The following is a 24,653-nucleotide window of genomic DNA, read 5'->3' on the forward strand; positions in this document are numbered from 1 at the left end:
CAGACCCGCTTCTTCTGCCCCTTCTTCCCCGCCATCACCTACCTCAAGATGTCCACTATCGATGGTGGACACTATCACCCACTCCATCACGCAGGCAGGGCAGTCAGACCAGGACGGATACGCATCTCCGACATGCCGGTCTCACGCCTGCACGAGCTTCTGCCTTGGGAATGGGACGGGGCAACGCAACACGTCAAGGCAGCCTGACCGCGGTACACGGCGGATGCTTACGCCACGACAGCGCCGATGCCCATCAGCGTCGCGCCAAGAATCTGCCGCCGCAGCTCTCGCGGATCGTCACAGGCTTTCCATCTGAAATGGCCCATGTACAGGCTGCCCAGCAAGGCACCGAGGAGAACGCCGACAACAGAGCCTGTCCCGAAACTGATGGAATTGCCCGAAGACGTCATTAGATAGAGGATGGTTTCACCGATCGGGGCAGCAAACGTATGGCTGACCACGGGTGTTGCGTCATGGCCTTTGCTGACGACCCATTGGGTGCCGGCCCAGCCGGTCACAATTGCAACCCCAGCGATGGCACCCCACAAGATATGGCTCGTGGATCCGCGCAGATTGCGGCTCAGCAAGGTCGCACTCAGAATGATGCATCCAAGTGCGATACCAGTGCCTTCAATTGAGGCTCCGCTTGCCTGCGCCACTGCATGCGCAAACGTCGGGACATTTGTTGCGTGTTCGGGAGTGCCAAATATCCAGATGCGCAAACCTGACAGCGGCCCGCCCGATGTCACATAGGCAGAGATCCCCATGATCAACACGATGAGGAGAGAGCACAAGTCTCCGCCTCCGGCGCGTGCCAGGGCACTAAAGCCACAGTTGCCCGCAAGTGCCATACCGTAGCCAAAGATCAAGCCGCCCAATATGCTCTCGAATGGGTTCCAGCTTCGTGACAGATATAGCGTTTGCTGGAAATCCAGGAAACCAAAAGCAGAGAGCGCATAGGTGCCGATGACCGAGACCCCAATCGCGATGCCCCACATTCGCAGGCGCAGTGGGTTTTCGCCGTAATAGAGATCTTCTATCGCCCCAAGTGTGCAAGATCCGGTCAATGCGCGCTGCAAGCCCGAGCAGGACCCCGCCAAACAAGCCGACAAGCGCGACGAGGACTGGTTCCGAGGTTATTTCAAGCATGAGGCCGCTCTTTCCGGGTGAACAGGACCGCTCAGCGCGGCCCGTTCACTTTTCGCGACAGAACAGATCGTAAACGACTTCCATGATCTGTTTCGGGCGGTCATCGGCCAAACTGTAGTAGATGGCTTTGCCATCACGCCGAGGTGTGACAAGACCCTCCAGGCGCAAGCGTGACAACTGCTGTGATACTGCGGCCTGCCGCGCGGACAACAGTTCTTCAAGCTCGGTCACAGATTTCTCTCCCGAGGCGAGATGACACAAGATCATCAATCGTCCTTCATGGCTGATCGCTTTCAAGAAGTTGGACGCTTTCATGGCGTTGGCCGCCATCTTATCCATATCTTCGGCGCACATGTCGGTATCGAAAACTGGAAGTCCCATTTTTTCCTTGGTGTCCGGAAGAGTATCGGCTGCAATCGCCGTGTCATGCGAATTCATATTACTAACCTCGTCCCGCTACATCAATATTCGCTTGCGATAGCATTTGTGCCAGAAATCCCCAAAAGAAGTCTTCACCGGGATACCCTTCGATGCGCGAAACCTCTGTCCCATCGATCACCAGTACAAATGTTGGCGTAAAATTCAGCCCGCGCGCAAAGACAATGCCTTCGGGGCGTTCGGCGTGAACATCGATACGCAAGAGGGGCGCGGCTTTGCCTTCATTCGAATTTGGATAGATATGTGAGATTTCGTCGTTCCAACGTGCGCACCAGACGCAGCCCTTTTCCTCGACCATAACCAACACAGGTTCGGCAGCCGCCGTGATCGCTGAAAACAGACCTAGAAAGATGCCGATGATCAGAGTTCGAAAGAGCATACCAAATTTGACCCTTGCCTATCAAACCACATAATATGAATATGTGAATTATACAAGGAGAAGTGGCTGCCATGATGGAGATCACCTGTTACGGCGCTGCTTTTGCGGGTTTGTTGTCGTTTCTGTCTCCCTGCATTCTGCCAATCGTTCCGTTCTATCTGAGCTATCTCGCAGGTATCGGGATGAACCAGATCGCGGCTGGCACCGAAATCGACGGGACGACCCGCCGCCGTGCGGTAGTGGCCGCTACGCTTTTCGCAGCAGGAGTCATCACGATCTTCATGGGTCTTGGGGCTGCGGCGACTGCTTTTGGGCAGGTCGTACGGGAGCATTTTGACATCCTGCGATGGGTGGCCGCGGCCATCATCATTGCCATGGGACTGCATTTCCTAGGCGTAATCAGGATCGGTTTTCTCTATCGGCAACTGCGGGCGGATGCGAGGGCAACTTCGGATGCGGGTCTGCTGGGTGCCTATGTGATTGGATTGGCTTTTGCATTTGGCTGGACGCCCTGTGTCGGTCCGGTTTTGGCAACGATACTCTTCACAGCGGCCGGGGCTGATACGGCAACGACGGGGGCGACGTTGTTGTTTGTTTATGGCTTGGGGATGACAGCGCCGTTTATCTTCGCGGCATTTTTCATCGGCCCCTTCATGCAATGGATGACGCGGTTCCGCCGGTATCTTGGTCTCGTCGAAAAGATCATGGGTGCGATGCTTATCCTGTTCGGTGTCTTGATCGCCACGAACTCAGTAAACTACATCGCCCAGTGGATGCTTGAAATCGCGCCGGATATTGGAGTTCTGCGCTAAATTGGAGGACGAATGATGAAGATCCTGTTTTCAACCTTGGTCGCCCTGTTCCTTGTCATTGCGGGCCCATTTGCCGCCGAGCTCGGGGACGATGGTTTGCACAAAGCACCCTGGATGCGGGACACTTTCAAGGACCTGTCCGAGGATCTCGCCGAGGCAAATGCCGAGGGAAAGCGCCTGATGGTGTTGATCGAGCAGCGAGGGTGCATCTATTGCAAGAAGATGCACGAGGAGGTTTTTCCAGTCGAGGAAGTAAAGGCCTACATGGATGATCACTACTTTGTCGTCCAGATCAACATGTTCGGCGATGTCGAGGTTACAGATTTCGACGGAACCGAGCTTCCTGAAAAGGATATGGTCAGGAAGTGGGGTGCATTGTTCACTCCAACGATTCTGTTTTTTCCCGAAGAGGTCGCGTCTGGCACTTCCGCCGCCCAGGCCGCAGTGGCGACAATGCCAGGAGCGTTTGGGCGACACACCACCTTCAACATGCTGAACTGGATCGTGGAAAAAGGCTATGATGGAGACGAAAGTTTCCAGAAGCATCATGCGCGTAGGTTTGCGGATCAAGGCAACTAGAAGGTTCGCGCTTGTAGTTATCACCAGTCACATCTTGTCATTCAAACAGTTGAATTTGTTGTTGCGTTATCCCGGATCCCTGCGCTACGGTGTGTGAGATCGAAGTGTTTGGGAGGGCGCATGAAGATTCTTGTCATTACAACCGCACTGGTGGGGGGCTTGACGTCAGTCGCCCTCGCTGAAGAAATCTCGCCGACTGGCGTGAACTTCAGCGAAGGTGCTGTCGAGCAGTCATTGTCAGGCACGGCCGGAGATCCCGCGACTGGCCGGATCATCGTCGGCGACAAGGGACAGGGCAACTGCGTTGCATGTCATCAGGTTTCTGATCTGGCGGAGGTACCCTTCCAAGGTGAAATTGGGCCAATACTGGACGGCGCAGGTGAACGCTGGTCCGAGGCCGAGCTCCGTGGCATTGTCGCGAATGCCAAAGTAATGTTCGAGGACAGCATGATGCCGTCCTTCTACAAGACGGAAGGGTTCATACGGCCGGGTAACGCCTATACGGGTGAAGCGGCAGATGACACCTTCGGCCCTCTCTTGAGTGCACAACAAGTTGAAGACGTTGTCGCTTACCTCGTCACACTCAAAAAATAGCCGGCCCCGTTCAGGGTTGAAGGAGAGAGATATGGAACTGACAAGACGTCGTGCGATTCAGATCGGTGTTGGCGCGCTATTGATCAGCGGATTGCCGTTTCGCGCATCCGCATCAACCGAAGATGCAATTGCAGCATTTACAGGTGGTGCCGAAGTTGGCTCTGGTGATGTCAAGCTCATCGCACCAGAGATCGCAGAGAATGGTAACACGGTGCCAATCGAAGTGTCGTCCGATACCGCCAAGGAAATCATGGTTTTGGCCACAGGCAATCCAACGCCAAGTGTCGCGACGTTCAAGTTTGGCAAGCTTGCTGCGTCGCGTGCCGCATCAACCCGTATCCGGCTTGCCGGGACGCAGGACGTTCTGGCGATTGCAAAGCTTGAGGACGGTTCGTTCGTTCAGGCTTCGCGCACTGTCAAAGTCACCATCGGCGGCTGCGGCGGCTAACAAGATTCAAGGAGAGTTAAGATGGCAACTGGTGTAAAACCGCGCGTCAAGGTCCCGAAGAGCGCGGCGGCCGGAGATACGGTCACGATCAAGACGCTTATCAGTCACAAAATGGAATCCGGCCAGCGCAAAGATGATGACGGCAACGTCATTCCACGCTCGATCATCAATCGGTTCACCTGCGATTTCAACGGTGAAAACGTGATTGAAGTCCTGCTGGAGCCGGCGATCTCGACCAATCCCTATCTGGAGTTCGAAGCGATGGCTCCCGAGGCAGGCGAGTTCAAATTCACTTGGTACGATGACGATGGATCTGTTTACGAAACAGCAAAGAACATCGCAATCAGCTAGGCAACTGTCTTGGGAGGGACGACATGAGAAAATTGACAGGTGCAATTCTGGCCACGATTCTGGCAACACCATTTGCTTCGGCCGACCCGGTTGATGACACGCTCATTCTGAACGAAGAAACGGAGTTGGTGACGAGGACAACAGCGCCTGCACATGTCTCGGATGCTCTTGATGAGGTGATGTCAGGTTGGCTGTTCCGCGGCACTGAAACGCGTGCGATGCAGGCGGATGACTTCGACAATCCTGGGATGATCTTCGTAGAGCAGGCCCAGGAAATGTGGGAAACCGCCGAGGGATCCGAGGGCAAATCATGCTCATCGTGTCACAACGATATGGAAAGCCTGGCAGGGGTAAAGGCGACATATCCCAAGTGGAATGAAGCGGCAGGTGAAGTACGCACGTTGCAGATGCAAATGAATGATTGCCGTACCAATCGCATGGGTTCAGATGCCTGGAAGTATGACAAGGGTCCGGCAATCAATATGGAAGCCGCACTTTCCTCAGTTTCGCGTGGGCTTCCGGTCAACGTCGCGATTGACGGACCTGCTCAATCGGCCTGGGAATTGGGCAAAGAGCTGTATTATACACGGAACGGACAGCTCGAGTTATCCTGCGCAAATTGCCACGAGGAAAACTATGGCAACATGATCCGCGCAGATCACCTGAGCCAAGGTCACGTGAATGGCTTTCCTGTTTACCGCTTGAAGAACACCAAGCTGAACGGTGTGCACTCTCGGTTCAAGGGTTGTATTCGCGACACCCGCGCCGAAACGTACAGCCAAGGTAGCCCGGAGTTCGTTGCGCTTGAGCTCTATGTGGCATCTCGTGGCAACGGGCTCAGCGTTGAAGGTCCGTCCGTTCGCAACTGATTTGCGTGACGGCCTCATTCAACACCCCGTTGGGGCCGTTCTTCGCAAAACCATGCATAGATGCGCATACGTGCGCATGATCCGGAGTCACCAATGATCTCTCGTCGCGATTTTCTGCAAACGACGATGGCCACCGCGGCTCTTTACGGTGGTTCCGGTTTTGGAAATTGGGCCAAAGTCGCCGCTCAGCAATTGCTGACCCAGGACAAGTTGCTGGAATTCGACACGTTCGGAAACGTCTCATTGATTCACATAACGGACATTCACGCCCAGTTGGTGCCTCATTATTTTCGAGAACCGTCGGTCAATATTGGTGTCGGACGCAACACGGGCGCGGTGCCTCATGTCACGGGTGCAGAATTCAGAAAGCTCTACGGTATCGACGACGGCAGCCCATCGGCCTATGCGCTGACATACGATGATTTCGCATCTCTCGCACAAGGGTATGGTCGCGTTGGTGGCCTGGACCGCGTATCGACCGTGATCAAGTCAATTCGCGCAGACCGTCCGGATGCGTTGCTGCTTGATGGCGGCGATACGTGGCACGGCAGTTACACGTGCTACCAGACGCAAGGCCAGGACATGGTCAATGTCATGAATGCACTCAAGCCAGACGCAATGACGTTCCATTGGGAATTCACTCTGGGCTCGGACCGCGTCACCGAGATCGTCGGGGGGTTACCGTTCGCGGCACTTGGTCAGAACATCTTTGATGCTGAGTGGGATGAGCCAACAGAGTTGTTTCCGCCATACAAGTTTTTTGAACGCGGGGGCGTGAAAATTGCAGTTATCGGTCAAGCCTTCCCCTACATGCCCATTGCAAACCCCGGTTGGATGTTTCCGGAATACGCATTCGGGATCCGCGATGAGCGGATGCAGGAAATGGTCGATGAAGTGCGCGCGGCGGGTGCCGAGTTGGTTGTTTGTCTAAGTCACAACGGATTTGATGTAGACAAGAAGATGGCGGGCAAGGTGAACGGCATTGACGTGATCCTGTCAGGCCACACGCATGATGCTCTGCCTGAACCTGTGCTGATTGGCGAAACGATACTCGTCGCGTCCGGATCAACCGGCAAGTTTGTCAGCCGCGTCGACCTCGATGTGCGTAGCGGACGCATGATGGGATTCCGCCACAAGCTGATCCCGGTTTTTTCGGACGTCATCGAGCCTGATGCCGAACTCACCACCCTGATTGAAGAGCAGCGCGCACCTCACGCGACCTCCTTGTCTGAGGTGATCGGCAGGACGGCGGACGATCAACTTCTTTACCGTCGTGGCAATTTCAACGGCACATGGGATGACTTGATCTGTGATGCGCTGATCTCGGAGCGCGACGCAGATATTGCGCTGTCTCCCGGCGTAAGGTGGGGGCCATCGATCTTGCCCGGCCAGGATATTACCCGTGAAGACATCTGGAACGTCACGTCGATGACATACGGACAGGCCTATCGCAACGAGATGACGGGAGAGTTCCTGCATGTTGTCTTGGAAGATGTCGCCGACAACCTGTTTAATCCGGATCCGTATTATCAGCAGGGCGGTGACATGGTGCGTGTGGGTGGCCTTGGCTACCGTATCAATATCACCAAACCGCAGGGTGAGCGGATTACCGAGATGACCCTGCTCAAGACAGGTGAGGCGATTGATCCGTCCAGAACCTATCAGGTCGCCGGTTGGGCTTCGGTCAATGAAGGGACGGAGGGCCCGCAAATCTGGGACGTTGTCGAGGCGCATATCGCCATGCAGGGCACCATCTCTCTTGACCCAAACAACAGCGTGAAAGTCGTCGGCCCGTAATCTGGCCGTGAAACGGAGGCATCTGGTATGTCAGGCAAGAAACCAGGAAACGGATCATCACGGCGCGCGTTCTTGCGCGGCGCGACGGCTGCGGGTGCAGGGGCGCTGGCAGCGGGTACTGCAAGAGCTCAGGCGCCGGATCCGTTGATCACCAAAGTGCAACCCTGGGCGCAGGGGTTTGGCGATGGCGTCGACGAAACACCGTATGGTCTCCCGATCGAATATGAGAGCGACGTCGTTCGGCGTAATGTAGAATGGCTGACGGCAGATACAATCAGCTCGATCAATTTCACGCCGATCCATGCACTTGATGGAACGATCACTCCGCAGGGTTGCGCGTTCGAGCGTCATCACTCTGGCGCGATCGATCTCAGGAAGGAAGACTACCGTTTGATGATCAACGGTATGGTCGACACTCCGCTGGTGTTTTCCTATGCTGATCTTGAGCGCTTTCCCCGTGAAAATCAGGTCTACTTTTGTGAATGTGCGGCCAACACCGGGATGGAGTGGGCAGGTGCACAGCTGAATGGTGTGCAGTTCACTCACGGTATGATCCACAACATGGAATATTCGGGCGTGCCATTGCGCACGTTGCTGCAAGAAGCCGGCCTCGATACTGCTGGCGATCTCACGAACAAATGGGTGTTTGTTGAAGGGGCGGACGCGTCCTCAAACGGACGCTCGATACCGATGGAAAAGGCGCTGGATGATGTGCTGGTTGCCTTCAAAGCCAACGGTGAGGCGCTGCGCAAGGAACATGGCTATCCCGTCCGCCTTGTTGTTCCCGGTTGGGAAGGCAACATGTGGGTCAAATGGGTCCGACGTATCGAGGTCATGGATGGGCCCGTGGAAAGCCGTGAAGAGACCAGCAAATACACTGATACGCTGGAAAATGGCATAAGCCGGAAATGGACATGGGCGATGGATGCAAAGTCTGTTGTGACCAGCCCCAGCCCGCAAGCCCCGATCACGCATGGCAAAGGTCCGCTTGTGATCACGGGCCTGGCTTGGAGTGGCCGCGGCGCAATCACCCGCGTCGATGTATCCAGAGATGGTGGTATGAGTTGGCAGGCCGCGCGTCTGGCCAAGCCCGGTGAGCAGAAGGCGCTGACCCGCTTCTATCTCGACACGGATTGGGATGGATCCGAGATGCTGCTGCAATCACGCGCGATGGATGACACCGGTTACGTCCAGCCGACAAAATCACAACTTCGCGAAGTCCGTGGTCTCAATTCGATCTATCACAACAACTGTATACAAACTTGGTTGGTGCGTTCTGACGGTGAGGCTGAAAATGTCGAAGTTTCTTAAGACCGTTCTTATGTTTGGCGCGGTTGCATTGTCTGCAAGCCCGACCGTTGCAGAGAAATTCGGTTTGGGTCGGGCCGCATTGCCCGAAGAAATTGCTGCATGGGACAGGGACATCCGGCCAAACGGCACCGGCTTGCCCGAAGGTTCAGGTGATGCGATTGTCGGCGAGGAGATCTTTGCCACGCGTTGCGCCGCGTGCCATGGGGACTTTGCCGAGGGCATAGATAACTGGCCCGAACTGGCAGGCGGAGCCGATACCCTCGACCATGATGATCCCCTCAAGACCGTAGGATCATACTGGCCTTATCTTTCGTCAGGGTACGACTACATCAAACGGTCCATGCCCTATGGCAATGCCGGTACGCTGAGTGATGACGAGGTCTATGCGCTCCTGGCATATATTCTCTATTCCAACGACCTCATCGAAGACGATTTCGTTCTCTCCAAAGAAACCTTCTTTGATGTCGAGATGCCCAACGCCGAAGGCTTCATCATCGATGACCGCACCGAAACAGAATACACTCAATGGACCGGCGAGCCCTGCATGGAGAATTGCAAGGATGAGGTCAGGGTCACGATGCGCGCCATGGTGCTGGACGTCACGCCCGAAGAAGAAACAACACCCAAACCGGCCCAAGAGGAAACAGTTGGCGCGGGCGCCGCATCCTTTGACGCGGAGTTGGCGGCCAAGGGCGAGAAAGTCTTCAAGAAATGCAAAGCCTGCCATCAGATCGGAGAGGCTGCGAAAAACCGGACGGGTCCGATCTTGACTGCAGTGGTGGGCAATCCGGCCGGTGCTGTTGACGGGTTCAAATATTCCCAACCATTGAAGGAAAGGGCCGAAAATGGCCTGGTGTGGACCGAAGAAGAGCTAGTAGCGTTCCTTGCCAAGCCCAAGGCGTACATGAAGGGGACCAAAATGTCGTTTGCGGGTCTGAGCAAGCAAGATGATCTGGCCGCAATCGTCGAATACCTGAAATCGTTTGGGGTTTAGGTCTTGGGTATCCGCCGACAATTCTTCCTGACACTTGCCGCAATGTTTATGGCAGGGGCCGCTTGGGCGAACGAATTTGGTGACCCGAAAAAAGGCGCGGACGTCTTCAAGAAATGCAGTTCGTGTCACCAGATTGGTGAGGGTGCAAGGAGTCGTGTTGGCCCTCAGCTAAACGGTGTTTTTGGCCGCACAGCGGGCACTTTGGTTGGTGCCAGGTATTCGCAGAACATGACGCACGCCGGCGACGAAGGGCTGGTCTGGACCCAGAAAACCCTGGACGCATACATCGAAAATCCAAGAGCGCTGGTCTCGAAAACACGGATGGATTTTGGTGGAATTTCTGATCCAGTGGAAAGATCACACCTGCTCGCGTATCTCAGAGCTTATTCGGATGACCCTGCAAACATACCCGAGGCCGAACCGACAGCCACCGGAACCGATCATGAGCTGGACCCCGCGATCCTCGCAATCGTCGGTGATCCAGAGTATGGTGAGTACCTCGCGAGTGAATGCACGACCTGCCATCAGGTCAGCGGTGCGGACAGCGGCATCCCTGCAATACGCGGATGGCCCACCAAAGACTTCGTGGTCGCGATGCACGCTTACAAACGAAAGCTCAGACCACACCCCGTCATGCAAATGATGGCAGGCCGCTTATCTGATGAAGAGATCGCTGCGATCGCTGCGTACTACAATGACCTCGAATAGAGGCTGCCTCAGGGAGGAGACAACATGAAACTCAATAGACGTGTTTTTATCGGCACCGGTGCTGCCGGAGCGGCGGCAGTGGCCGCGCCATCTGTTTTTGCGGACGGTCACGGTAAGCCAAGGGTCGTCGTCGTTGGTGGTGGTGCAGGCGGCGCAACCGCTGCACGCTACATTGCCAAGGACAGCAAGGGGGAAATTGACGTCACGCTGATCGAGCCATCACGCATGTACTACACATGTTTTTTTTCGAACCTCTATCTCGGTGGCATCAAGTCCATCGAAGATTTGGGCCATTCCTATGGAAAACTGGCTGCTGGTGGCGTGAATGTGGTTCATGACTGGGCTGTTGGTGTTGATCGTGACGCCAAAACTGTCGCACTGGCGGGTGGCGGTTCGCTGCCATACGACAAGCTGATCTTGTCACCCGGCATCGACTTTGTTGATGGCGCTGTCGAAGGTTGGGATTTGTCCTCACAAAACGCCATGCCACATGCCTATAAAGGCGGCTCACAAACTGAACTTCTCAAGGCACAGCTTGCCGCGATGCCCCAAGGCGGCACGTTCGCCATGGTGGCGCCACCAAACCCTTACCGCTGTCCTCCCGGCCCATACGAGCGGGTTTCGATGGTCGCGCACGCCCTCAAGGCCACCAACCCGACGGCCAAGATAATCGTGGCAGATCCCAAGCCAAAATTCTCAAAGCAGGGCCTGTTCCAAGAGGGTTGGGCGGACCACTATGAGGGTATGATTGACTGGATCGGTGAGGACTTTGGTGGCGGCAACGTATCTGTTGACTCCGCTGCAATGACGGTCACGATTGACGGTGAAGTCACCAAGGTTGATGTCTGCAACGTGATCCCGGCCATGAAGGCCGGCCGTATCGCAGAGCTTGCGGGTGTGACGGATGGCAACTGGGCCCCTGTAAATGCCGCAGACATGGCAAGCAAGGCAGATGCAGACATATATGTCCTGGGCGATGCCTCTCAGCAGGGCGACATGCCGAAGTCCGGCTTTTCCGCCAACAGCCAAGCGAAGGTTTGTGCAAACGCGGTACGCGGTGCTTTGACGGGGTCCAAAGTGTTCCCTGCGAAGTTCTCCAACACATGCTGGTCGCTGATTGATGCAAACGATGGTGTCAAAGTTGGCGCGACATACGAAGCGACTGCCGAAAAGATCGCCAAGGTCGACGGCTTCATTTCGCAGGTTGGTGAAAGCGCCGAGTTGCGTAAAGCAACCTACGAAGAGTCCGAGGGTTGGTATGCCGGTATCACGTCTGACATGTTCGGCTAGGCAACTTTTTTGAACCCCAAAGCGTTTCGCGAGATACCAGATGGCCCAAGTCAAAGGCCAAACACACTGGATGTTGATCAAGGCCAAAATCGAAATCGCTTAGATGTCCGGTGAAACGGGGGTCAATTCAGGTGGCAACATCGCGACGCGCGTGATGCAGGACGAAAAGGATTGGCGACCGTCTGTTCGAGAGCATTGTGAATTCAAGTCTCACCCTTACGGTTCCATATTGGATGTTATAGCCTGATGCGCGTGTCTGATCTCCGTTTGACAACACTGCCCACACCCTGCCTTTTGGAAGCTATGCGTATGGCTGGGTTACCCTGTCCGGTGGTGAGCATCGGCTCGACTCCGACGGCGCACGGCGCCAGGGATCTGACCGGTGTCACCGAATTGCGCGCGGACGTCTATGTTTTCTTCGACCTGGTCATGGCGGGGATCGAGGCCTGCGCCGTCGATGATATCGCATTGAGCGTCCTGACCACGGTAATCGGACACCAGTCGGCACGCGGATGGACAATCTGCGATGCGGGCTGGATGGCGATGTCGCGCGACCACGGGACAGCCAGTCAGCGCGTGGATCAGGGCTATGGCATCGTCTGCGACGACGCCGGCAAGGTGATCGCCGGACTATACGTCAAGCAGGCCAATCAGGAACATGGCGTGATCGCAAGGCATCCGGATTTTGACGGCGTTTTGCCGGATTTCGCGGTGGGCACGCGCCTGCGTGTTCTGCCGAACCACGCCTGTGCGACGGCGGCGCAGCACCAGCGCTATCATGTCGTACCGGAAAAGCCGGGCGCACCGCTGAGGGAATGGCCTCGGTTCGGCGGCTGGTAACGGCCAGCGACGTCACCGCCGCCGGCCTTTGAACCTCCCGATCCCAGGCCTATTCGTCGCAAGCCGCATCGACGATAATCTCGACCTTGAGTTCCGCGCGCGCAAGTTTCGCCTCGCCGCAGGCGCGGGCGGGGGCATGCCCCTCGGGCACCCAGGCATTCCAGACCTCGTTCAGCCCGTCAAAGTCTGCCATGTCCGCCAGCCAGATCGTGGCGCGCAACATCTTTTCGCGCGACGAACCCGCCTTGATCAGAAGCGCGTCCAACCGGCTCAGGCATTCGCGGGTCTGATCCTGGATCGTCGCGCCTTCTCCGACCTGGCCGGTGATATAGGCAACGCCCCGATGCTTTACGATCTTGGAGGATCGCGCTCCCGTTTCAATTCGTTCGATCATGTCTGACCTTTCTGTTTTCTAACTTCGGCAGCCTGTTCGGCGGTGCCACCGCGGTCCCGGCCCCGGTGGCTGTAAAGGGCCAGACCTTTGCCGGCTTTGCAATGGTCTGAAACCGCATCGAGTGTATTATTCCCGGCAGCTATGGCACCCACCGGTACGCCTGCCTTGCCCGCCCTCCCGCGCGATAGGGCGCGGGAACCTGTCAATGCATGTCTTGCCTTCACGGACAAGATGATCTCCTGTGTCGTCAGGCCCGTAGCCGCCAAGAGACCGGAAGGGGTCTGACGGCCTGAACGGGTTGCCGGGAACGATTGGAGAATTCGATGAACGTCTGGGTCGCCGACGCAATCGCCAAAATCAACGCGGATGCACACAGGTCGGCCGATACACATCTGTTCAAGCTGCCTTTGCCGCGATTGGAAGGGGTCGACATCTATCTCAAGGATGAAAGCACCCATCCCACCGGCAGCCTCAAGCACCGACTGGCACGATCCCTGTTCCTCTATGCGTTGTGCAACGGCAAGATCACCGAGGGCAAGACGGTCGTCGAAGCCTCCTCGGGCAGCACGGCCGTGTCCGAGGCCTACTTCGCGCGGATGATCGGTGTGCCCTTTATTGCCGTTGTCCCCAAAAGCACGGCGCGCAGCAAGATCAGGCAGATCGAGTTCTATGGCGGCCAGACGCGGTTCGTTGACACCGCGCCACAGATGCACGACGCGTCCGTCGCCCTTGCCGCCGAAATCGACGGGCACTTCATGGACCAGTTCACCTATGCCGAACGCGCCACCGATTGGCGCGGCAACAACAACATCGCCGAAAGCGTCTATACCCAGATGGAGCGCGAGCCACATCCGATCCCGGTGCATCTGGTGATGAGCGCGGGCACGGGCGGCACTTCGGCGACATTGGGCCGCTACATCCGTTACAAGGGCTATGACACCGACCTTACTGTCGTCGATCCTGAGAATTCCGTCTTTTTTGACAGCTACCAGACCGGAGACCGCAGTCTCACCGCGAACACATCCAGCCGGATCGAAGGCATTGGACGGCCCAAGGTCGAACATTCCTTTCAGCCCGAGGTCATCGACCACATGATCCAGGTCCCCGATGCCGCCAGCATCGCCACCATGCTGTGGCTGGAAAAGCTGATCGGGCGCAAGGCGGGGCCGTCGACCGGAACAAATCTCTGGGGTGCGCTGATACGGGCACAGGAGATGCAGCAGCAAGATCGCCGAGGTTCCATCGTCACGCTCTTGTGTGACAGCGGCGAGCGGTATCTCGACACGCATTATAACCCCGACTGGGTCCGCGACCGCATTGGCGACTGCCACGAATTTGCAACTGATTTGGAGGCTGAATTCGGCTAGGATCTGGCCGCCGGCCTGTTTCCGCGAATTGGGCAGCGCGTCCGCTGTTTCCGGCAAGACCCGGCTATTCGGCCAACTGTCGATCTACCTGTTGTTCTTCGTTGATCATTGCCTGCAATTGCCGCCGGAATCGCAATTGCCCACCGTCAATTGGCAAGTCTATGTGAGGCGAGGTCTTGTTGGTCATGCCCTTTTGCACCGCGTTCAGGACTCCCCGATCTTCTTCAAACGCGTGCTGCACGTCCTCGCTCATCATCTTTGACAGCGCCTGATCATCGGGGCGGATATTGCGCAACTGAAACCAGTAGTATCGGGTCTGGCCCTCATGTGTGGGGGTCATGAAGTTGTAGCTGTCCATGATAAAGGTCTTTTCATGCAGGAGACCGTCGGGGCCACCTGTACCCGCTGGCGTAAACACGGCCTTGATCAATGCGTGGGAGGGGTAGCGCACCTCGTAATGCTGCAAGCGGTCGCAGTTGCCCTCGAATTCGACGATCTTCTTGTAAAACGGCGCGGGCTCGTGATCCATCATCCAGCGGTGAACGATGACACCATCATTGGTTTTCGTGATGCGCAGCGGCGTGTCTTTGGTCGCGGCGGCGGCGAAGCTGCTTTGATGCACCCAGGCCACATGGGTCGGGTCCAGTAGGTTATCGCACACCAGCAGATAGTTGCAGTCCAACTCCATTGCCGCTCCGCGGTTCATGCCCCATGCCGGATCGCCGTAATTTTCTATCTCGAAGATGTCATCGGGCTCGGCCAGTGCCGGGTTGCCCATCCAGATCCAGACCAGGCCATATTTTTCGTGCAGTGGGTAGGCGTGAACCTTGGCATTCGACGGAATGCGCCCGGTGCCCGGTGCCCAGACGCATTGGCCGGCGCAATCAAACGTCAAACCATGATAGCCGCATTCGACAGTGTCACCCTTGAGGCGCCCCCTGCTGAGTGGCAACTTGCGGTGTGGGCAGGCGTCTTCCAGCCCGACAAGCTCGCCAGCCTCGGTGCGAAAGATACAGATCTTTTCTCCGAGCACCGTAATCTGTTGCAACTCGTGAGAGATTTCCTCATCCCACGCCGCCACGTACCAAGCGTTCTTCAAAAACATCTATCGTCCCTTCCGTTCCGGCGATTGAAGTTGTCGGCCGTATCCCCGCTCCACGACCGAACCTTGCGTTGCAAGGGCATCGGCGGCAACCCCACCGCTGCGTGAAAACCGCAATGTTACGAAATTTGGGATCGAGGTATTGGTCAAGGCGTCAAGAAATAGGATAAGCCTCTGTGATTGAATGGCATTTCTCATGGGCACCGTTGGACAGGGCCTGACGAGAATGCCGAACTCTTGGCCGACGGCCCGAACCAATCCCCTGGGGTCCCGACCCTGGAACGCGAACGCAGATCAAGAAGCGGCAGATTTGTTGAACCAAGTCTTCCTCCACTAAGCTGCGGCGGTTCGGACTGTCGTGCGCGCGGGTCGCACTAATTGCCCGGATGGCCAGCCGTGATTGCGGCCTCCAGTTCATCCAATGACCGTTTCGGATATTGGGAGAGCAGGTCTGTCACGGTCTCGCGGCAAATCTGGCCGCGCCAGCCATCGGGAAAGACGTGATCCGGCAGGACAGGTGCCTTGAGAACAATGCGCCGCCAACCGTGAACAAGAAGAACGCGAATGACCGCGATTTCAAAGGTGCTGAAGTCGGAGGATGCGTTCAGATAGGGTCTCATTTCATCCAATGCCGTCGCGAATTCCCGAGACATCCTGATCGCGGTGTCATCACAGACTTTGCCTGTAACCCAATGGGGCAGGGCGGTTTCAACACCCAAAGGCGCGACAAAGACCTGCGGCAGATCAGGCGGGACGGAGGTCACCAACACGTTTGATGTGATCCAGCCGCCACTGGCGTCCGCGTTCTGCGCAGGTTGGCCAGGGTTGAACATCACAAGCCAGGCCTGATCGGCGGCTTGTTCCGAGGCATAGATGCGCGGAGAAGCCAACGCGCTTTGCGCCCGGCCCCATGCGGTGAGGAAATAGGCGCTGGTACGTCCCTGCCGTTCGCTGTCGATCCAGCCATCCTTGCGCAAACGGTGAATGGCCACGCGCATTGCCTCGGGTTTGATGCCGATACGTTCGGTCATATGCCGCAAGAGCGATCCGCTGATCCGCGATCCCTGTTCTTGTGCCAATTCCCCGAACACCGATATCAACAGGGACCAGACCCGTGGAGTCTGGTCCTTTGTCAGGCGATTGACGACAGTTTGAAACGGTGTGGTTTGCATAGGCGGTTCCTAGTCCGCATATGCCTGTTTTCCAAGCCTAGATTGCGAAAGCGTTCATCGTCAAAAGCTCGTATTCGGCAACCAATTCGTCGTTCTGATTGGTCAGCGTGGCGTGCCAGCGCACCTCGCCATACTCTTCGTTGCGCGGGGTTTTGTGCTTGACGGTCAGGCGCACCTTGATGCTGTCCCCCGCCTGCACCGGCTTCATGAAGCGCAGCGTGTCCAGTCCGGTATTGGCAAGGACGGGACCTTCGTTTGGCTCTACAAACAGACCCGCCGCGAAGCTGAGCAACAGATAGCCATGCGCCACCCTGCCGGGAAAGAACGGGTTCCGTTTAGCGGCGGCATCGTCCATGTGGGCATAGAACGTATCGCCTGTGAACTCTGCGAAATGCTGGATGTCATCTACCGTGATCACACGGGGATCGGAATAGATGGTTTCGCCAATCTCGAGATCGTGGAACGTGCGGGTGAACGGGTGTGCCGGTGCCGGCTTTTCGGTGGCCCCGGGCACCCATTTCTTGCCAATCGCGGTCAGGATATCGGGGCTGCCTTGAATGGCGGTGCGCTGCATATAGTGCATTACGCCGCGCACGCCGCCCAGTTCCTCGCCGCCGCCTGCGCGTCCGGGGCCGCCGTGGACCATATGGGGCAGGGGCGACCCATGGCCAGTGGATTCCTTCATGCTGTCGCGGCTGTTGAAGTAGAGCCGACCGTGGAAAGCCCCGGCGCCCAACGCAACCTCACGCGCGACCTCCGGGTCATGTGTGATGACGGATGCAACCAACGATCCGTCGCCACGGTTGACGAGGGCAATGGCGTGGTCCAGATCGCGGTAGCCCATGATGGTCGAGACAGGGCCGAATGCCTCCGTGTCATGGATGCGGACTGCGGTGTCCGGGTCGGCACAATGATAGAGCATCGGTGGCAGGAACGCGCCTTGTTCGGGGTCCGCGCCCTGTACATCGAAATTATCGGCATCGCCAAAGACGCGCTCGGCCTCTGTTCCGATGATCCCGGCCTTTTCCAGCACATCACGCTTCTGACTGTTCGAGACCAGCGCGCCCATCCGGGTGCCCTCGGCCTGCGGATCACCAATCACCGTCTTTGCAAGCCGCGCGCTGAGCGCTTCGATCACGGCCTCGACCTGTGCTTGTGGTGCGATGATGCGGCGAATGGCGGTGCACTTCTGGCCCGCTTTCGTGGTCATCTCGCGCTGCACTTCTTTGATGAAAAGGTCAAACTCGGGCGTGCCGGGCACTGCATCGGGGCCAAGAATGGATGCGTTCAGGCTGTCCTGTTCGGCGACAAACCGGATCGAATTGCGCAGGATATGTGGAGCTGACCGCAGCTTGAATGCCGTCTGTGCAGATCCTGTAAAGCTGACCACGTCCTGACAGGTCAGACGGTCGAGCATGTCACCCAGACCCCCCGAGACAAGCTGCAATGCACCTGCCGGGAGGATGCCGCTGTCGAGCATGATCTTGACCGCCAGTTCGGTCACATAGCATGTCGCCGTCGCGGGTTTGACTATGGCAGGAACACCTGCAAGCAAGGTTGGCGCGAGCTTTTCCAACATGCCCCAGACCGGGAAGTTGAAGGCGTTGATATGAACGGCGACACCTTGCAGAGACGTCGCGATATGTTGTCCAAGGAAGCTGCCAGTGCGCGAGAGTTGCTCGACTTCGCCGTCCAGGTAGACATGGGAATCCGGCATTTCCCGGCGGCCCTTGGAGGCAAAGACAAACATGGTTCCTATCCCGCCGTCGATGTCGATCGTGTGATCGGCTTGCGTCGCGCCGGTGGCGAACGACAGATCGTAGAGCGCCTGTTTGTGCTTGCCCAGATGGGTGGCCAGCGCCTTGAGCATGCGTGCACGGTCATGGAACGTGAGCGCCCGCAGGGCAGGACCCCCGGTCTGGCGCGCGTGATCCAGCATCGCCTGCACATCAAGCGACTCGTTTCCCGCTCGGCCAAAGGGTGCACCGGTGACGGCATTTTCGATCATCCGCGCCTTGTCATCCGGGGCGATCCATTCTCCGACTGCAAAACTTTTGACTTCGAGAAGGCTCATGTGATTTCCTTTCATGAGAGTTGCGGGCACCTAGTGCCCAATACCACCCATTTGGTCTGGCAAAAACAGAACAAGGATCGGCAGCGCCACGATAAGCGCAAGCCGGAAGATGTCTGCGACCCAAAATGGTGTAACGCCCTTGAATATGGTCCCTGTCGATACATCTCCGACCACGCCCTTGAGGATGAACACGTTCAGCCCGACAGGCGGCGTGATCAGCGAGATTTCGACCACAACAACCACGACGATGCCGAACCAGATCGGATCGAATCCGAGCGATGTGACCAACGGGAAGAAGATCGGCACCGTGAGGAGCAACATCGACATGCTCTCGAATACACAGCCCAGAACGACATACACCAGGAGGATCATCATCATGACGACCATCGGCGAAACGTCATAGGCGGTTACAAGCGCGATCAACCCTTCCGGCATTCCGGCGACGTTGACGAAGTTGGAAAACACCTGCGCACCGATCAGGATGGCGAAGAGGCTGGCAGAGGTAAACGCGGTTTCCTTCAGCGTTTCGAGCAGAGCCTCGACGTTCAGTCCGCCGCGCGAAAGCGCGATAACGAAGGCACCCATCGCGCCCATGCCTGCGGCTTCGGTCGGAGAGAAGGTCAGGTTGAGCGGCTCAAAATCGAACAGGCCATAGAGCCCACCGATCACGAGGAAGAACAGGATCAGGACCGCCCAGACCGATTTCAGCGCGGCGATCCGCTGTGGCCAGGGCGTGCGTTCGCCTGCGGGGCCAGCGCCGGGGCGACGCCACACGGTCCAGCGCACCGCGCCAAGATAAAACAGGATGCCCATGAGACCGGGGATGATACCGGCCATGAACAGTTTGCCAATCGAGGTTTCTGTCAGGATGCCGTAAATCACAAGGATCACCGAGGGCGGTATCAGAATGCCGAGCGTGCCGCCGGCAGCGATGGACGCTGTCGCCAGACTGTCGGTGTAGCTAAACCGGCGCATTTCGGGCATTGCAACCTTGGACATGGTTGCGGCTGTTGCCAGCGACGATCCGCAGATCGCGGAGAAACCACCGCAGGCCATGACCGTCGCCATCGCAATGCCACCGCGCATATGGCCTAGAAAGGCATTGGAAACCGCGTAGAGTTCGCGCGCCATGCCGCCCTTGTTTACGAAAAGCCCCATCAGGATAAAGAGCGGTATCACGGACAGCCCATAGTCCTGGGCGGTGTCGGTGATCTGTCGCCCGACCATCGAAAGGGACGCGCGCATACCACGCTCGTCAAACAGGCTGCCACTGCGTTCAAAGCTATACCCAAGCGTTCCGACGAGGCCCATCGCAAAAACGATCGGCATGCGCAGAAGGACGAGAACGAGGACAATCCCAAAGCCAATGAGTGCAGCGGTCATGATTTGATTTCCCTGAGAATGCGAGGCGCTGCGAGGGTCAGCACGCCGGCAATCACCATAGCCATTGCCGCCAATGTGATACCGGCTGCGATGAACCACATTGTCAGGTATTGCGGCAGCCCCAGGTATTCGGTGACATCGCCGTAATCGCGCGTCCGCTCGGCCAGTTTCCAGACCTGTGCGACGGGCCAGGACAGCATCCCTCCGGAAAGGATCAGGACCAATCCGTCGCGGAGGCGGCTGAGGCGATACCGCTCAAAGAAGCCATCCGTCAAATCGACCGCGATATGACCGTCGGTAACGGATATATGCGGCATCACCGCGAACACCATCACCGCCACCAAAATCCGGGTCAGTTCGGTCGCCGCTTCGATCGGGTTGTCAAAGCTGGATCGCAGGATCACGTCGCTGAAGGTCAGTAACATGAGCAAGAACAGCGAAGTACAGGCGAGCCAGATCGGCACCTGTGCCAGAAAATGTATGGCTTTCTTGATTGCCGACATTGTCTATCTCCTCGGGGGCACCAAGGCCGGGCATTCGAGACGCCCGGCCATTTCGTCTACTGACGTGTCACTCGACACCCAACTCGCTGCGGAACGATGCCAGTGCCGCGTCGCCGTCAATGCCCTTGGCGCTGACTTCTTTCACGACGCTCGCCGTCACGTCGTCGATGATCGACGCAAAGGATGCGATATCCTCTGCCGAGGCTTGGGTGATCGTGTTGCCATCGGTGTCCTTTGTCAGTTGGATGCTGAAGGCATCGCCCGCGTCCCAGACAGCACCGGACATGCGGCTGATCGGCTCTCCGAACACCTTTTCTTCCAGCGCCTCCTGAAGATCGTCAGGCAGATCGGCAAAGGCATCCTCGTTCATGATGTAGGCGAATGAGCCGCGAAAGAAGCCACCGGGTATTTCAAAGTAGTTCGGTGCAACCTCAGTCAGGCGAAAACCCTGGCGGCTATCGATGGTCATCATCACACCGTCTGCCGTATTGGATGCCAGAGTCTCGTAGACCTTGGGAGCGGGCACCTGAATGCCAGTGGCTCCAAGTGCCGCCCCGACATCGCCTGCGACACCACCGGGCATGCGCAGCTTGAGGCCGGCCATGTCTGCAAGACCCGCGATTTTGGTGTTGGTATGTAGCTGGCCCGGGCCGTGCGTGTGCAGGCCAATCACCTTGACGCCGCGATGCTCGTTCAGTTCCGCAAGATGTTCCTGGAAAAGGTTCCAATACGCGACAGAAGCCGCCTCGGCTGTGGTGTCGACGCCAGGAAGTTCTACCAGTTTGTAGCTGGTAAAGCGGCCGGGCTGGTATCCGTGAAAGACATAGGCCACATCAACGGCGCCATCGAGGACAAGGTCCATCTGTGCGGGCGGTGGCGCGATGCCAAGACGGACCTCGCCAGTCACGCGGCCATCGGTGGCCTCTTCGATCATCTCGATCATCTTGGGCAGCATCTGTGCGTTGATGTTGTGAGTCGGCGGCACCCAGCTTGAAAACACCAGCGTGTGTTCGGCTTCGGCGTGGGCTGCGACACCTGCGGTCAGGGACAGCGCGGTCAGTGTTCCCAGTAGAGATTTTTTCATGGTTTCCTCCTCGTGAATGAACGTTGTTGAGTGATCATTGAAAGCGTGTTGCCCTGACCCAGGAGCCAGGGCTTTGCGCTTCGAGCGCGCTCAATGCGACGCGAATGGCATCGTCGCCCGCGGTCTTGGCGGCAAACATTGGCCCGCCGCGCCAGCGCGGAAAACCGTAGCCATGCAGCTTGACCATATCGACGGCCGCATCGTTATCGGCGATGCCTTCCTCGACGATCCGCGCGCCCTCGTTGGCAAGGACCGCGAGCAATTGCGCCTGGATATTGTCCAATCCATAGGGCTGACGTGTGATGCCGTGGTCTGTGGAAAATTTTGTGATCAGATCGGTCACGGCCGGGTCCACCTTTGGGGCGCGGTCGCCACCGGTGTAAGCATACCAGCCCTTGCCCGCGCGCTGGCCGGTGCGGCCCAATGCGCAAAGCTGGTCCGAAATCGTGACATAGCGTTCGCTGGCCGGGCGCGTGGCGTCTTGTCGGCGGCGATTGGCTTCGGCAATCTGCAATCCGCCCATGTCCTGTGCCTCGAACGGACCCATGGCCATGCCAGAGGCGCGCATCGCATCGTCGATCTGTTTCGGGGTTGCACCATCAGCCAGCATGTATTCCGCCGCGCGGCGATAGGCGGCCAGCATCCGGTTGCCGATGAAGCCATCGCAAATACCCGACAGCACTGCATTTTTCCGCATCCGCTTTGCCAACGAAAAAGCCGTGGCGAGCGTGTCTTTCGACGTCTGGGGAAGCTTCACGACCTCCAGCAGTTTCATGATGTGCGCGGGCGAAAAGAAATGCAGCCCGACACAGCGTGCCGGGTTGTCAATCCCTTCGAATATGTCGCGCGGATCAAGGTAGGATGTGTTCGTTGCAAGAATGGCATCCTTGGCCATGACCTTTGCCAGTTCCGCAAAGGCCGCCTTCTTGACCTCGACGTCTTCGAACACCGCTTCGATGGCGAGGTCTGCGCCTCGCGCAGTATCGTAGCCTGCGCTGGCCTTGAATGCCGCGATCTGTGCATCATGCGTCGCCTGGTCGACCGTGCCGCGTTTCAACGCGCCTGCGATCAGGGACTGAACGCGGCCTTTCGCGGCACGGGCGGCGTCGTCGTCCCGCTCGATGATGGCAACCCGATAGCCCGCAGCCAGACATGCCGCCGCGATGCCCGCGCCCATGAGACCGCCACCGACAATGGCGATATCCTCAATTTCTTTCGGCGTGGCGCCGGAAACATCGGATGGCTGTGCCACGGCGCGCTCGGCAAAGAACGCATGCCGCAAGGCGCGACTTTCATCCGAGGTGCGCAGCGACAAATGCAACGCGCGTTCTTTCGGCTGGCCTTCTGCAAAGGGGCGTGTGGCCCAGTGCAGGGCGTCCAGATTGTGCAGCGGTGCCGCCTGACCTTTGGCGCGGTTCATGAGCGTTGTGCGCTTGTCCAGAAACCAATCACCATCCAGCGGTGCGACAGGGCGCTGCGACACCGGCGTTGGGGGAGCCAGTGTCAGGCTCCGTGCGGCGTCTTCCAGGTCGCTCTCAATCGCGTTGATTGCCCCAAGCGCCAAGGCCGCCTTTGCAGAAAGCAGTTTGCCGAAACACGCCATGTCAATCGCAGCGTTCCAGCCAAAAAGGCGTGGGGCGCGTTGTGTGCCGCCAGCGCCGGGGACGAGGCCGACGTTGACCTCGGGCAAACCGAACCGGGTGCCCGGTGCCGCAATCCGGTAAGCACAAGCCATTGCGACTTCGAGACCGCCGCCAAGCACTGACCCGTGCATAATCGCGACAAACGGTGTGGCGCTGTTTTCAATCGCGTTCACGACATCTGGCAGATGCGGCGCTTGCGGTGGGGCGTCAAATTCACTCATGTCGCCACCGGCGATGAATGTGCGGCCCGCACATTTCAGGATTGCAAGGCGCGCGCCTTGTACCTGAGCCACAGCGTCTAGCAAGCCTTGTCGCATACCTGTCGACGTCGCGTTGACCGGAGGGTTGTTCACCGTCACCCAAGCCACATCGTCTATCATGAGTACATCGACAACGCTCACGACGTTTCCTCCACCAGAATCATTGTTGCATCATTAGTTGACCAACCGGTCGGTTTATGCAAGTATCAAAATTGTAAATCGCAGACAGGGACCAGAATGACTGATCCGATTCTAGTTCAAGCCAATGAAAACTGGATAGAAATCACTTTGAATCGTCCAGAGCGACTCAACAGCTTCAACGACGAGATGCATATTGCGCTGCGCAGCGCTCTCGAAAATGCACGGGACACAGGCGCGCGCGCGGTTCTTTTGACTGGCGCGGGTCGGGGCTTTTGCGCCGGTCAGGATCTGGGCGATCGCGATCCCTCCAAGTTGACAACACCGCCCGATCTGGGCACGACTGTCCGCAACTTCTATGCGCCGCTGGTACGGTTGATCCGCGCGCTTGAATTTCCGGTTGTCTGCGCCGTGAACGGTGTGGCCGCCGGGGCAGGAGCCAATCTGGCACTGGCCTGCGACGTTGTTCTGGCCGCACATAGCGCGACGTTCATCCAGTCGTTTTCAAAAGTCGGGCTGATCCCCGACACCGGTGGCAGCTGGCATCTTCCGCGCCTGCTGGGCGAAGCCCGCGCCAAGGGTCTGGCCTTTACCGCACAGCCTTTACCGGCGCAGAAGGCCGAAGACTGGGGGCTGATCTGGAAGGCGCTGCCGGACGAAGAGTTGATGGAGCAGGCGCGCGGCATGACCGCAGGCTTTGCCAGTGGACCGACGCTGGGGCTGCGTCTCAGCAAGGCGGCCATTCAGGCGGCAGCAACCGATACACTTGACGATCACCTCGATCTTGAGGCCAATTACATGAAAACCTGCGGCGAGAGCGCGGACTATGCCGAAGGCGTGTCCGCCTTTCTTGAAAAGCGCAAGCCGGCGTTCAAGGGGAAATGACCAAGACACCGCAAGCGCGATGTCGCTGACCAGGCGCATCAATGACCAGACCGACCGGACAATTGCTGACATGCGCGCCCGGTGGCGGT

At 57.7% G+C, this 24,653-nt stretch carries 26 protein-coding genes; 15 read left to right on the forward strand and 11 right to left on the reverse strand.

Annotated features, from left to right (window positions below):
- On the forward strand, positions 1-207 hold a 207-nt coding region (locus tag QO231_RS16865), incomplete at its 5' end, for a hypothetical protein (RefSeq protein ID WP_316779018.1).
- A gap of 20 nt (positions 208-227) precedes the next feature.
- Here the strand turns inward: QO231_RS16865 and QO231_RS16870 are convergent.
- From QO231_RS16870 to QO231_RS16880, 3 genes are all read right to left on the reverse strand, one after another.
- Complete coding sequence (locus QO231_RS16870) at positions 228-1,067, reverse strand: YeeE/YedE family protein (RefSeq protein ID WP_316779020.1); 840 nt, start codon at positions 1,065-1,067, stop codon at positions 228-230.
- Positions 1,068-1,194: 127 nt separating this feature from the next.
- Positions 1,195-1,530 (reverse strand): ArsR/SmtB family transcription factor, encoded by a 336-nt coding sequence (locus tag QO231_RS16875; RefSeq protein ID WP_316779336.1) that lies wholly within the window; start codon positions 1,528-1,530, stop codon positions 1,195-1,197.
- Between the two features lie 61 nt (positions 1,531-1,591).
- Positions 1,592-1,966, reverse strand: a complete 375-nt coding sequence (locus QO231_RS16880) for a hypothetical protein (protein ID WP_316779022.1) — start codon at positions 1,964-1,966, stop codon at positions 1,592-1,594.
- A 71-nt stretch (positions 1,967-2,037) separates the two neighbouring features.
- Between QO231_RS16880 and QO231_RS16885 the strand changes: the two genes are divergently transcribed.
- The 12 genes from QO231_RS16885 (at position 2,038) to QO231_RS16940 (ending at position 12,559) form a co-directional block, all read left to right on the forward strand.
- Positions 2,038-2,778 (forward strand): cytochrome c biogenesis CcdA family protein, encoded by a 741-nt coding sequence (locus tag QO231_RS16885; RefSeq protein ID WP_316779025.1) that lies wholly within the window; start codon positions 2,038-2,040, stop codon positions 2,776-2,778.
- Between the two features lie 15 nt (positions 2,779-2,793).
- Positions 2,794-3,357 (forward strand): thioredoxin family protein, encoded by a 564-nt coding sequence (locus tag QO231_RS16890; protein ID WP_316779337.1) that lies wholly within the window; start codon positions 2,794-2,796, stop codon positions 3,355-3,357.
- A 120-nt stretch (positions 3,358-3,477) separates the two neighbouring features.
- Positions 3,478-3,951, forward strand: a complete 474-nt coding sequence (gene soxX, locus QO231_RS16895; protein ID WP_316779028.1) for a sulfur oxidation c-type cytochrome SoxX — start codon at positions 3,478-3,480, stop codon at positions 3,949-3,951.
- A 31-nt stretch (positions 3,952-3,982) separates the two neighbouring features.
- Positions 3,983-4,399: a thiosulfate oxidation carrier protein SoxY gene (gene soxY / locus QO231_RS16900; RefSeq protein WP_316779030.1), complete on the forward strand. Its 417-nt coding sequence runs from the start codon at positions 3,983-3,985 to the stop codon at positions 4,397-4,399.
- A 21-nt stretch (positions 4,400-4,420) separates the two neighbouring features.
- The gene (soxZ, locus tag QO231_RS16905) at positions 4,421-4,750 is read left to right on the forward strand and encodes a thiosulfate oxidation carrier complex protein SoxZ (protein ID WP_316779032.1); all 330 of its coding nucleotides are present in this window, start codon (positions 4,421-4,423) and stop codon (positions 4,748-4,750) included.
- Positions 4,751-4,773: 23 nt separating this feature from the next.
- Positions 4,774-5,619, forward strand: coding sequence for a sulfur oxidation c-type cytochrome SoxA (gene soxA, locus QO231_RS16910; protein WP_316779035.1), 846 nt, complete (start codon positions 4,774-4,776; stop codon positions 5,617-5,619).
- 93 nt (positions 5,620-5,712) lie between these two features.
- Complete coding sequence (soxB, locus tag QO231_RS16915) at positions 5,713-7,416, forward strand: thiosulfohydrolase SoxB (RefSeq protein ID WP_316779038.1); 1,704 nt, start codon at positions 5,713-5,715, stop codon at positions 7,414-7,416.
- Between the two features lie 27 nt (positions 7,417-7,443).
- Positions 7,444-8,727 (forward strand): sulfite dehydrogenase, encoded by a 1,284-nt coding sequence (gene soxC, locus QO231_RS16920; RefSeq protein WP_316779040.1) that lies wholly within the window; start codon positions 7,444-7,446, stop codon positions 8,725-8,727.
- Positions 8,711-9,721, forward strand: a complete 1,011-nt coding sequence (locus tag QO231_RS16925; RefSeq protein WP_316779042.1) for a c-type cytochrome — start codon at positions 8,711-8,713, stop codon at positions 9,719-9,721. Before soxC ends, QO231_RS16925 begins: the two co-directional genes overlap by 17 nt.
- A gap of 42 nt (positions 9,722-9,763) precedes the next feature.
- Positions 9,764-10,429, forward strand: coding sequence for a c-type cytochrome (locus QO231_RS16930; protein WP_316779338.1), 666 nt, complete (start codon positions 9,764-9,766; stop codon positions 10,427-10,429).
- A 24-nt stretch (positions 10,430-10,453) separates the two neighbouring features.
- On the forward strand, positions 10,454-11,719 hold the full coding sequence (locus QO231_RS16935) for an NAD(P)/FAD-dependent oxidoreductase (RefSeq protein ID WP_316779045.1): 1,266 nt from the start codon (positions 10,454-10,456) through the stop codon (positions 11,717-11,719).
- 309 nt (positions 11,720-12,028) lie between these two features.
- Positions 12,029-12,559, forward strand: coding sequence for a type III PLP-dependent enzyme domain-containing protein (locus QO231_RS16940; RefSeq protein ID WP_316779048.1), 531 nt, complete (start codon positions 12,029-12,031; stop codon positions 12,557-12,559).
- 49 nt (positions 12,560-12,608) lie between these two features.
- On the opposite strand, the gene QO231_RS16945 is transcribed toward QO231_RS16940, so the two are convergent.
- Positions 12,609-12,953: a RidA family protein gene (locus QO231_RS16945; protein WP_316779051.1), complete on the reverse strand. Its 345-nt coding sequence runs from the start codon at positions 12,951-12,953 to the stop codon at positions 12,609-12,611.
- Between the two features lie 323 nt (positions 12,954-13,276).
- On the opposite strand from QO231_RS16945, the gene QO231_RS16950 reads away from it, so the two are divergent.
- Positions 13,277-14,320, forward strand: coding sequence for a PLP-dependent cysteine synthase family protein (locus QO231_RS16950; protein WP_316779054.1), 1,044 nt, complete (start codon positions 13,277-13,279; stop codon positions 14,318-14,320).
- Between the two features lie 64 nt (positions 14,321-14,384).
- Here QO231_RS16950 and QO231_RS16955 read toward each other — a convergent pair whose 3' ends face one another.
- The 7 genes from QO231_RS16955 to QO231_RS16985 form a co-directional block, all read right to left on the reverse strand.
- Entirely contained in the window at positions 14,385-15,425 is a 1,041-nt protein-coding gene (locus QO231_RS16955) for an aromatic ring-hydroxylating dioxygenase subunit alpha (protein WP_316779056.1), read from the reverse strand.
- A 371-nt stretch (positions 15,426-15,796) separates the two neighbouring features.
- On the reverse strand, positions 15,797-16,594 hold the full coding sequence (locus tag QO231_RS16960; RefSeq protein WP_316779059.1) for a PaaX family transcriptional regulator C-terminal domain-containing protein: 798 nt from the start codon (positions 16,592-16,594) through the stop codon (positions 15,797-15,799).
- Between the two features lie 37 nt (positions 16,595-16,631).
- Entirely contained in the window at positions 16,632-18,668 is a 2,037-nt protein-coding gene (gene paaZ / locus QO231_RS16965; RefSeq protein ID WP_316779061.1) for a phenylacetic acid degradation bifunctional protein PaaZ, read from the reverse strand.
- Between the two features lie 30 nt (positions 18,669-18,698).
- A complete protein-coding gene (locus tag QO231_RS16970; RefSeq protein WP_316779062.1) occupies positions 18,699-20,051 on the reverse strand; it encodes a TRAP transporter large permease in 1,353 nt (450 codons plus the stop codon).
- Complete coding sequence (locus QO231_RS16975) at positions 20,048-20,554, reverse strand: TRAP transporter small permease (protein WP_316779065.1); 507 nt, start codon at positions 20,552-20,554, stop codon at positions 20,048-20,050. Before QO231_RS16975 ends, QO231_RS16970 begins: the two co-directional genes overlap by 4 nt.
- Positions 20,555-20,621: 67 nt before the next feature.
- Positions 20,622-21,638, reverse strand: a complete 1,017-nt coding sequence (locus tag QO231_RS16980) for a TRAP transporter substrate-binding protein (RefSeq protein ID WP_316779068.1) — start codon at positions 21,636-21,638, stop codon at positions 20,622-20,624.
- Positions 21,639-21,672: 34 nt separating this feature from the next.
- Complete coding sequence (locus QO231_RS16985) at positions 21,673-23,682, reverse strand: FAD-dependent oxidoreductase (protein WP_316779071.1); 2,010 nt, start codon at positions 23,680-23,682, stop codon at positions 21,673-21,675.
- A 96-nt stretch (positions 23,683-23,778) separates the two neighbouring features.
- Between QO231_RS16985 and paaG the strand changes: the two genes are divergently transcribed.
- Positions 23,779-24,564, forward strand: a complete 786-nt coding sequence (paaG, locus tag QO231_RS16990) for a 2-(1,2-epoxy-1,2-dihydrophenyl)acetyl-CoA isomerase PaaG (protein WP_316779074.1) — start codon at positions 23,779-23,781, stop codon at positions 24,562-24,564.
- Positions 24,565-24,653: the final 89 nt, after the last annotated feature.

This window comes from Sedimentitalea todarodis (assembly GCF_032595355.1).
In the GTDB taxonomy this organism is placed as follows: Bacteria; Pseudomonadota; Alphaproteobacteria; order Rhodobacterales; family Rhodobacteraceae; genus Sedimentitalea; species Sedimentitalea todarodis.

Bases quoted from the DNA above. Each gene is read 5' to 3' on its own strand.
- QO231_RS16970 (WP_316779062.1), bottom strand. From the start codon at position 20,051: ATGACCGCTGCACTCATTGGCTTTGGGATTGTCCTCGTTCTCGTCCTT.
- soxB (WP_316779038.1), top strand. From the start codon at position 5,713: ATGATCTCTCGTCGCGATTTTCTGCAAACGACGATGGCCACCGCGGCT.
- soxY (WP_316779030.1), top strand. From the start codon at position 3,983: ATGGAACTGACAAGACGTCGTGCGATTCAGATCGGTGTTGGCGCGCTA.
- paaG (WP_316779074.1), top strand. From the start codon at position 23,779: ATGACTGATCCGATTCTAGTTCAAGCCAATGAAAACTGGATAGAAATC.
- QO231_RS16955 (WP_316779056.1), bottom strand. From the start codon at position 15,425: ATGTTTTTGAAGAACGCTTGGTACGTGGCGGCGTGGGATGAGGAAATC.
- QO231_RS16960 (WP_316779059.1), bottom strand. From the start codon at position 16,594: ATGCAAACCACACCGTTTCAAACTGTCGTCAATCGCCTGACAAAGGAC.
- QO231_RS16950 (WP_316779054.1), top strand. From the start codon at position 13,277: ATGAACGTCTGGGTCGCCGACGCAATCGCCAAAATCAACGCGGATGCA.
- QO231_RS16885 (WP_316779025.1), top strand. From the start codon at position 2,038: ATGATGGAGATCACCTGTTACGGCGCTGCTTTTGCGGGTTTGTTGTCG.
- paaZ (WP_316779061.1), bottom strand. From the start codon at position 18,668: ATGAGCCTTCTCGAAGTCAAAAGTTTTGCAGTCGGAGAATGGATCGCC.
- QO231_RS16890 (WP_316779337.1), top strand. From the start codon at position 2,794: ATGAAGATCCTGTTTTCAACCTTGGTCGCCCTGTTCCTTGTCATTGCG.
- soxA (WP_316779035.1), top strand. From the start codon at position 4,774: ATGAGAAAATTGACAGGTGCAATTCTGGCCACGATTCTGGCAACACCA.
- soxC (WP_316779040.1), top strand. From the start codon at position 7,444: ATGTCAGGCAAGAAACCAGGAAACGGATCATCACGGCGCGCGTTCTTG.
- QO231_RS16935 (WP_316779045.1), top strand. From the start codon at position 10,454: ATGAAACTCAATAGACGTGTTTTTATCGGCACCGGTGCTGCCGGAGCG.
- QO231_RS16930 (WP_316779338.1), top strand. From the start codon at position 9,764: ATGTTTATGGCAGGGGCCGCTTGGGCGAACGAATTTGGTGACCCGAAA.
- QO231_RS16940 (WP_316779048.1), top strand. From the start codon at position 12,029: ATGGCTGGGTTACCCTGTCCGGTGGTGAGCATCGGCTCGACTCCGACG.
- QO231_RS16980 (WP_316779068.1), bottom strand. From the start codon at position 21,638: ATGAAAAAATCTCTACTGGGAACACTGACCGCGCTGTCCCTGACCGCA.
- QO231_RS16945 (WP_316779051.1), bottom strand. From the start codon at position 12,953: ATGATCGAACGAATTGAAACGGGAGCGCGATCCTCCAAGATCGTAAAG.
- QO231_RS16880 (WP_316779022.1), bottom strand. From the start codon at position 1,966: ATGCTCTTTCGAACTCTGATCATCGGCATCTTTCTAGGTCTGTTTTCA.
- QO231_RS16975 (WP_316779065.1), bottom strand. From the start codon at position 20,554: ATGTCGGCAATCAAGAAAGCCATACATTTTCTGGCACAGGTGCCGATC.
- QO231_RS16875 (WP_316779336.1), bottom strand. From the start codon at position 1,530: ATGGGACTTCCAGTTTTCGATACCGACATGTGCGCCGAAGATATGGAT.
- QO231_RS16925 (WP_316779042.1), top strand. From the start codon at position 8,711: ATGTCGAAGTTTCTTAAGACCGTTCTTATGTTTGGCGCGGTTGCATTG.
- soxZ (WP_316779032.1), top strand. From the start codon at position 4,421: ATGGCAACTGGTGTAAAACCGCGCGTCAAGGTCCCGAAGAGCGCGGCG.
- soxX (WP_316779028.1), top strand. From the start codon at position 3,478: ATGAAGATTCTTGTCATTACAACCGCACTGGTGGGGGGCTTGACGTCA.